The sequence below is a fragment of the Rhodoblastus sp. 17X3 genome (genome assembly GCF_030056575.1).
Lineage (GTDB): Bacteria > Pseudomonadota > Alphaproteobacteria > Rhizobiales > Beijerinckiaceae > Rhodoblastus.
Map to the genome: position 1 here is coordinate 1 of NZ_JASHHX010000038.1, position 8,080 is coordinate 8,080.

Sequence of the window (8,080 nt, forward strand, 5' to 3'; positions counted from 1 at the left end):
CTTGGCCGTGCCGCCGATATTGGCGAGCAGAGCAATCACACGGGCGCGGGTCGACACGTTCAATTTTCGCAAGATAGCGCTGATGTGCGCTTTTGCCGTCGGTTCGGAAATTCCCATTTCAAAGGCGATCTGCTTGTTGGCCAAGCCCCTCAGGAGAAAATCGAGGACATTCCTCTCCCGCGGCGTCAGGTCGCGCAAACGGGCTGCAGCTCTGCGGTCATCGTCGTTCGTGTTTTGGGGCGCCGGGACATGAGAGTTGTCGAGCGGCGGGCGGTTTGCGCGTCTGCTCAGAAGCGACGCGACACGACCAACCGCATCGACGAAATCGTCGAGCCTCTCGCTCGCGGACAGGCCCTGACGGCGGAGGCTTGCGACTTCCGCGGTCGCCCAGGTCGGCGCGCCGTCGCGCAGCGTCTCGGCATGATCGATCACGGCATTGACATAGGCGCGCATCGCTCCGACCGCCTGCGCCTGCAGGGACGACAGATTCGCCACTGCGGCCAAGCCATGCGGCTGCCCCGTGACGACGGCTTTGTCGTTTCGATCGATCGACCTGGCGATGGCGGTCGAATTCGCCGTGACCGGGGCGAGGGCGGAGCGAGGCCGGGCGGCGGCCCGATAAGCCGGCGACTGCCCTTGGGCCGAAGCTGCTTTGATATTGGTCGGAAGCGTCATGTCTTTTCCTCATGTCCGCGGTGGCGTGACGCCATCGGGCTTTGCCGCCCGAAACGCGGCGTCGCAGATTTTCTGGCAAACTTAACGATCAATCGGGCGGCGGAAACATCAGGGCGCCGCATCTGCCTTTGGTCCCGTCGCCTGATTGCGCCCTCTAGTTTCTTACTGGCTTGCCCGTTTCCAGCATGGCGCGGATGCGGGCGCGCGTCGCCTCGGTTCTGATCAGAACAAGGAAAGCGGCGCGCTCAAGATCGAACAAATCGTCTTCCGGCGTCGGGCGCGCCGGGTCGGCCGCGCCTCCGCTCAAGACAATCGCCAAAGCCTCGGCGACCACGCGATCATGCGGCTTCAGACGGCCGGCGATGAAAGCGGTGTCGATGATATTGCGCAAGGCCAAACGTCCCGAAGGTCCGGCGAGCATGATCAACTTGGGCTCCGGCGGCTTGTAACCGGCGACGAGCGAGAGCGCCTTGGCCTTGGCGTCGGCCAGCAATCTGTCGCGATTCATGGTCACGCCGTCGCTGGGGCGCAAAAACCCGAGTTCCCGCGCTTGAAAAGCCGAACCGCTGATCTTCGCGCCGAAAATCGTCTCAAACGCCACCAGAGCGGGCGCCACGGAACCCTTGATCCGCGACTTGTCGGCGATCAGCCGCAGCAGCAGTTCCTTGCTTCCACCCCAGCCGGGAACAACGCCGAGATTGGTTTCGACGAGACCCATGGCGGATTCGGCGTGGGCCTGGATCGCGGAACAATGCAGGGCGATTTCGCAACCGCCGCCAAGAGCCATGCCGGCGACCGCGGCGACGCTCGGATGGGGCGCGAACTTCAGCCGGCGGAAAACCTGCTGGCCGCGCCGGCAGAGGGCTTCGATGGCGTTGAAGTCGCCCTGCTCCGCCGCTTCCAGCAGTGGTTTGAGATTGGCGCCGGCTGAAAAGGCCTGCCCCTCGTTGCCGATGACCAAAGCCTGAAAATTTCTCGCGGTTTCATCCAGCGCGATGTCCACGCCATCCACGAGGTCGGCGTCGAACGCGTTCATCTTGGTGTGGAATTCGAGACAGGCGATTCCGTCGCCCAGATCCCAGACCGACGCGGCGGAATTGCCCGCGACTGGCTTGGCGCCCAGCTTGAGATCTGCCAGTGACAACACGCCTCCAGCCCTGTGCATCGGGCGGTAGCCGACGGACGGCGCGAGGATTTCGCGTTGGGCGGCGGCGACCCGATAAAAACTGCCGGACTGAGCGGCTTGCGCCAGCATCGGGGGGACTTTCTCGCCCCGTTGGCCAAGTTTTTCGGCAAACCAGGCCGGGCCGATGGCGTCGATCAGTTCGAACGGGCCGCGGCTCCAAGAATAGCCAAGTCGCATCGCCTCATCGACCTCGGCCGGCGTGTCGGCGATCTCGGGTACGAGCGAGGCCGCATAGGCCAGGGTCTTGCTCATGACGGACCAGGCGTAGCGGCCGCCGCGATCCTCGTGCGACAGCAGGGCGCGCAGATCCCTGGCTCCGACGGCGAGGCTCGGCAGATTCGCCTTTTGCAGATCGCGATAGGCGCCGCCTTGCAAATCCAGCGCTTCGCGGAACTTCTTGCCGTCGCGTTGCGCCTGACGGAAGAAGCCCGCGCCGGTTTTGCGGCCGATCCGCCCTTCCGCGATCATGGCTTTGATCAGCGGCATGTCGAAGGAATAGCTCTGGATGGCGTCGCCCGACGGCAAAGTCTTGTGCAGGCTGTCCAGGATATGCGGCATCAGATCGACGCCAATGAGATCGAGCAGGCCGAATATTCCGGTCCCCGGAATGCCGAAGGGCTTGCCGATGATCGCGTCGGCTTCTTCAACCGTGACGCCGGTCGCGAGGGCTTCGACGACTCCAACGGCGAGCCAGTAACAGCCGATGCGGTTGGCGATAAATCCGGGCGTATCCTTGCAGGAGACGAGGCCTTTGCCGAGACGGATGTCGGCGAAGGCGCTGACCGCCGCAAGCGCCTCGGGCCGGGTTTTCGGGCTGGAGACGATTTCGAGCAGCCGCATATGGCGCGGCGGATTGAAGAAATGGGTGATCAGGAAATCGCCGGCGAAGCGCGCGCCCAGTCCCTCTGTCAAGACATCGAGCGGAATGGTCGACGTGTTGGACGAGACGATCGAGCCGGCTTTTCGCACGCTCTCGAGTTTTTGGTAGAGATCACGCTTGATCTCCAGCTTTTCCGCCACCGCCTCGACGATCCAGTCGGCGTCGGCGACCGGCGACAGATCGCTGGTCGAACCTGGCGTGACCCGCTTCGCAAAATCCGGGTGCATAAAGCCGCCGGCCTTGAGTTGGCGCGAGATGGCCTCGCGCGCGAAATTGGCGTCGAGGTCGAGCAGAACCACATCGACGCCGGCATTGGCGAGGTGGGCTGCGATGCCGGAGCCCATGACGCCGGCGCCAATGACGGCGACCTTTTTGAATTCGGCCATCACGCCGCCTCCACGATCATCGAAATGCCCTGGCCGCCGCCGATGCATTGGGTGGCCAGACCATAGCGTCCGCCGTCGCGCCTGAGCAGCATGGAGGCCTTGCCGACCAGGCGGCCGCCGGTGCCGCCGAGCGGATGGCCGAGCGCGATGGCGCCGCCGTCGCGGTTGAGGCGGGCTGGGTCGATGTCGAGATCGGCGCAGCAGGCAAGCACCTGCGCGGCGAAAGCCTCGTTCATCTCGATCACGTCGAGATCGGAAGCCTTGAGCCCCGCGCGGGCAAGCGCCTTGCGGGTGGATTCCACCGGGCCAATGCCCATGACTTCCGGCGCGCAGCCGGCGACGGCGAAGCTTTTGATCTGGGCCAGCGGCTTCAGGTCATGCCGTTTCACGAAGGCTTCGGAGGCGACCAGAACAGCGGAGGCGCCGTCGGTGAGCGGCGAGGAATTGCCGGCCGTGACGCTGCCGCCCGCGAGGAAGGCGGGCTTCAGTCCGCCGAGTTTTTCGATGCTGGAATCCGGACGGATCAGGCCGTCCTGCTCGACGCCGTCGACCGCCACGATTTCGGCCGCGAGACGACCGTCGGCGCGGGCCGCCGCCGCCTTGTGGTGCGAATTCATCGCATAGGCGTCCTGCATTTCTCGGTCGAGCTTGTAGCGCTCGGTCAAGGTTTCGGCGGTCAGCCCCATGTTGAGGAAGGCGCGCGTCGTCGCCTCCGGCCACGCCGGATTGGGCAGGGGGTTGAAGCCCAGCATCGGCACGCGCGACATGCTTTCGACGCCGGCGGCGACGATCGCGTCGCCCGCGCCCATGGCGATGGCGCCCGCGGCGATCTGAATCGCGTTGAGCGACGAGCCGCACCAGCGATTGACCGTGGCGCCGCCGACGCTTTGCGGCAGGCCGGCGAGCAGACCGACGACGCGGCCGAGATTGAGCCCCTGTTCGCCCTCGGGAAAGGCGCAGCCGATCATCAGATCCTCGATCTCGGCCGGATCGAATGTCGTCCGCGCGAGCAGCGCCTTGACGACCGTCGCCGCGAGATCGTCGGGGCGGGTCCCGGCCAAGGCCCCCTTATAGGCCTGGGTGAAGGGCGAGCGGGCGTAGTCCACGATGAATATGCCGGTCATGTATTCGTTCCAGTCTGGATTTCATGTCCGCTCGCGCGGCGGAAAAAAGCGATCGTGAGGGCTCAGAACCAGTCGGCGTCAAAGCCGAGGGTCGAATCCGATCCGTGGATCATGGCGACGAGGTAAGCTTGCGCTGTCGGCAGGACGTGCCGGGCGTAGAAGCGGGCCGAGGTGATCCTTGCGGCGTGGAAGCCGGTGGGATCGCCTTCGGTGGCGGCTTTTTCCTGGGCCGACAACGCCAGCCTGGCGACTAGCCAGCCGCCCGTCACCGTGCCGAACAGGTTCAGCAGCGGCACCGCGCCCGCCGCCGTCACGGCGGGTTCGGACTCGTGTTTCGCGAGGACGAAGGCGATGGCCTGATCGAGTTGATCGAACCCTTCCGCGAGCCCTTCGGCCAGCGACGCCAGGGGGCCGTCGAGGCGCGGCAGGATTTCACGCATCTCGGCGACAAAGGCTTTTGCCGTCACCCCCTTGTCGCGGGCGATCTTGCGTCCGGCGAGGTCGTTGGCCTGAATGCCGGTGGTGCCTTCATAGATGGTGGTGATGCGGGCGTCGCGCAGGTGCTGCGCCGCGCCAGTTTCCTCGATGAAGCCGACGCCGCCGTGGACCTGTATGCCCTCCGAGGCGACGAGCTGGCCGTTTTCGGTGCACCAGCCCTTGGCGACCGGGGTGAGCAGATCGGCGATGGCGGCGGCGCGTTTCGCCGTTTCGCCGGATGCGGCGTGCGCCACGTCCATCTGGCTGGCGACGAAATAGACCATGGCCCGCATGGCGTCGATGCGCGCCTTCATGCCGAGCAGCATGCGCTTGACGTCGGGATGATGGACGATCGGCGCGTTGGCGGACTGCCCGATGGGGCGGCCCTGCACGCGGTCGAGGGCGTAATCGCGCGCCTGTTGATAGGCGCGCTCGGCAATGGCCACGCCCTGCAACCCGACATTGATGCGGGCGTGATTCATCATCGTGAACATATATTCGAGGCCGCGATTGGCCTCGCCGACGAGATAGCCCGTCGCGCCGCCCTTGTCGCCGAACGACATCACCGCGGTCGGGCTGCCGTGAATGCCGAGCTTATGCTCGATCGACGAACAGACGAGGTCGTTGCGCGCGCCGAGGCTGCCGTCTTCATTCACCAGGAATTTCGGCACGACGAACAGCGAAATGCCTTTCACCCCGGGAGGGGCGTCCGGCAGGCGGGCCAACACCAGATGAATGATGTTTTCGGCGACGTCATGCTCGCCCCAGGTGATGAAGATTTTCGTGCCGGTGATGCGATAGGCGCCGCCTTCGGGGACCGCGCGCGTGCGGATGGCGGCGAGGTCGGAGCCGGCTTGCGGCTCGGTCAGGTTCATCGTGCCGGTCCATTCGCCGGAAATCATCTTCGGCAGATAGGCCGCCTTCAGCGCATCACTGGCGTGGTTTTCGATCGCCATAACGGCGCCGAGCGTCAGCATATGACAGAGCGACCACGCCAGATTGGCGCTGGCCCAGAGTTCGACGACCGGAAGCGAGACAATATGCGGCATGCCCTGGCCGCCGAATTCCTGATTGGCGCCGAGCGCGCCCCAACCATTGTCGACGAAATCGCGATAGGCGGCGGCGACGCCGGGCGCTGTCGTCACGACGCCGTCCGCCCATTTGTTGCCCTGACGATCGCCAATGACATTCAGCGGCGCGAGTTCGCCGGCGGCGAATTTGCCCGCTTCCTCGACAATGGTTTCGACGAGGTCGGGCGTGGCGTCGGCATGGCCGGGCAAAGCGAGGACGCCCGGCAGATCGCCGATTTCGTTCATGACGAACAGGAGGTCGCGGACGGGGGCGGTGAAGGCGGTCATGGGTTCAATCCGGTCTGGGAAAAGGGAAATTTCGGTTAGGGAGCGACGCTGGCGTCAGGCGTCTTCATAGACTTCGCGCAAGGCGCGCTTGTTGAGCTTGCCGACGCTGGTCTTGATCAGCGATTCAACGAAAACGAAGTCCTGCGGGACGCCGAATTTCGAGATGATTCCGCGGTCGGCGAAGGTCTTGACGAAGGCCTTCAGATCGTCCGCCGCCAGCGCCGGGTCGCGGTCGGCTTTAAGCACGACCAGAGCCTTGGGACGCTCGCCCCATTTGGAGTCCTTGACGCCAATCACCGCGACTTCGCTGACGTTCGGATGCTGCGAGATGATGTCCTCGATCTCCAGCGACGACACCCATTCGCCGCCCGTCTTGATCACGTCCTTCAGCCGGTCGGTGACCTGCACATAGCCGTTGCGGTCGATGACCCCTATGTCGTTGGTGTGCAGATAGCCGCCGGCCCAGAGCGTCTCGGAGGCCTCGGGATTTTTGAGATAGCCCTGCGTCAGCCAGGGGGCGCGCGCGACGATCTCGCCGGCCGCCTTGCCGTCATGGGCGACGTCCCTCATGTCCGGATCGACGATGCGCAGTTCGACCAGCGGAATGGGCAGGCCGGTCTTGACCCGCAGGTTGACGGCCTTGTCGTCCGCGTTGTCGAGCAGGTCCGTCTTGACATGAGAAAGGGTGAGGATCGGGCAGGTTTCGGACATGCCATAGCCAGCGAAAACGTCGATACCGCGATTGACCGCCGTTTCGGCGAGGCCTGTTGGCAGCGCCGATCCGCCAATGATGATCTTCCAGCCGTTCAAGTCGTATTCGTCGATTTTCGGATGCGTGAGCATCATGTGCAGGATGGTCGGCACGCAATGCGAGAACGTCACGCCTTCGCGCGCCTTGAGTTCGAGCAGGCCTTCGGGGGAATAGCGGCCGGGATAGACCTGCTTGAGCCCCGCCATCGTCGCCGCAAAGGGAAAGCCCCAGGCGTGGACATGGAACATCGGCGTGATCGGCATGTAGACGTCGTCGCGATGGAGACGACCCTGCGCCGGCGCCAAGGCCAGAGCCGCCGTTTCGGCCAGGGTGTGCAACACGAGCTGGCGGTGGCTGAAATAGACGCCTTTCGGCAGGCCGGTGGTGCCCGTGGTGTAAAAGGTCGTCGCCCGCGTATTCTCGTCGAAGTCGGGGAAGTCATAGTCGGGCGAGCCGGAGAGCAGCAGCACCTCATATTCGCATTCCAGCGGAACGGCGGCCTGTTCGGCGTGCGGCGCGTCGGAAATCAGGACGAACTTCTCGATCGTCTCGATCCTGTCCTTGAAGCTTTCAATGAGCGGCAGGAATTCGGCGTTCACCAGCAGGACCTTGGGGCCGGCGTGGTTCAAGGTATAGAGAATCTGCTCGGGGTTGAGCCGCACGTTCACTGTTTGCAGCACGGCGCCCATCATGGGCACGGCGAAGAAGCATTCGAGATAGCGATGGCTGTCCCAATCCATCATCGCCACGGTGTCGCCCGGCTTGACGCCAAGTTTGGAAAGGCCGCTGGCCAGCTGACCAATGCGATCGCGCATTTCCCGATAGGTGTGGCGCGCCAGGTCGCGATAGACGATTTCCTGATCGGGCGCGGTCGCGAGCGGCGTGTGCAACAGTTGCTTGATCAGCAGCGGATATTCATAAGCGCTGCCGGCGCGCTCGATGATGTTGGATGACATTCTTCGTTCCTCCCAAACCTGCTTGACCACCGCCCCGTTGGCCGCGCCGATGCGCCGACGGCGGGATCGTGTCTTTTCCTGCTTCGCGTTAGACGGCTGGAGCTTGACCGGGCTGTTGGACGAGCCACAGTTTTTGGCTCGTCCAACAGCCCGGTTACGACGAATGATTGTCGCGGTTCCTGCCCATGTCAGCGCTGTTTGCGCTTTTGTGACTATGTTAGACTGCCGCGCGCGCCTGACAATTTGCGTGGCGAGGCCAATCTATTGGCCTTGCCGGACCAGGTTTT

The 8,080-nt window shown here is 64.2% G+C and carries 5 protein-coding genes; all 5 read right to left on the reverse strand.

All coding sequences use genetic code 11. The features are described from left to right. Positions 1–453 (reverse strand): helix-turn-helix transcriptional regulator (locus QM467_RS19525; protein WP_283368012.1); only part of this gene is annotated, 453 nt, incomplete at its 3' end. Positions 454–829: 376 nt separating this feature from the next. After that, positions 830–3,127 carry a 3-hydroxyacyl-CoA dehydrogenase/enoyl-CoA hydratase family protein gene (locus tag QM467_RS19530; protein ID WP_283368013.1) on the reverse strand — a complete coding sequence of 766 codons (2,298 nt, stop codon included), beginning with the start codon at positions 3,125–3,127 and terminating at the stop codon, positions 830–832. Beyond that, a complete protein-coding gene (locus QM467_RS19535) occupies positions 3,127–4,251 on the reverse strand; it encodes a thiolase family protein (RefSeq protein ID WP_283368014.1) in 1,125 nt (374 codons plus the stop codon). Before QM467_RS19535 ends, QM467_RS19530 begins: the two co-directional genes overlap by 1 nt. 62 nt (positions 4,252–4,313) lie before the next feature. Further along, a complete protein-coding gene (locus tag QM467_RS19540; RefSeq protein ID WP_283368015.1) occupies positions 4,314–6,086 on the reverse strand; it encodes an acyl-CoA dehydrogenase in 1,773 nt (590 codons plus the stop codon). Between the two features lie 54 nt (positions 6,087–6,140). Beyond that, the gene (locus QM467_RS19545; protein ID WP_283368016.1) at positions 6,141–7,793 is read right to left on the reverse strand and encodes a fatty acid--CoA ligase; all 1,653 of its coding nucleotides are present in this window, start codon (positions 7,791–7,793) and stop codon (positions 6,141–6,143) included. Between the last annotated feature and the right edge of the window lie 287 nt (positions 7,794–8,080).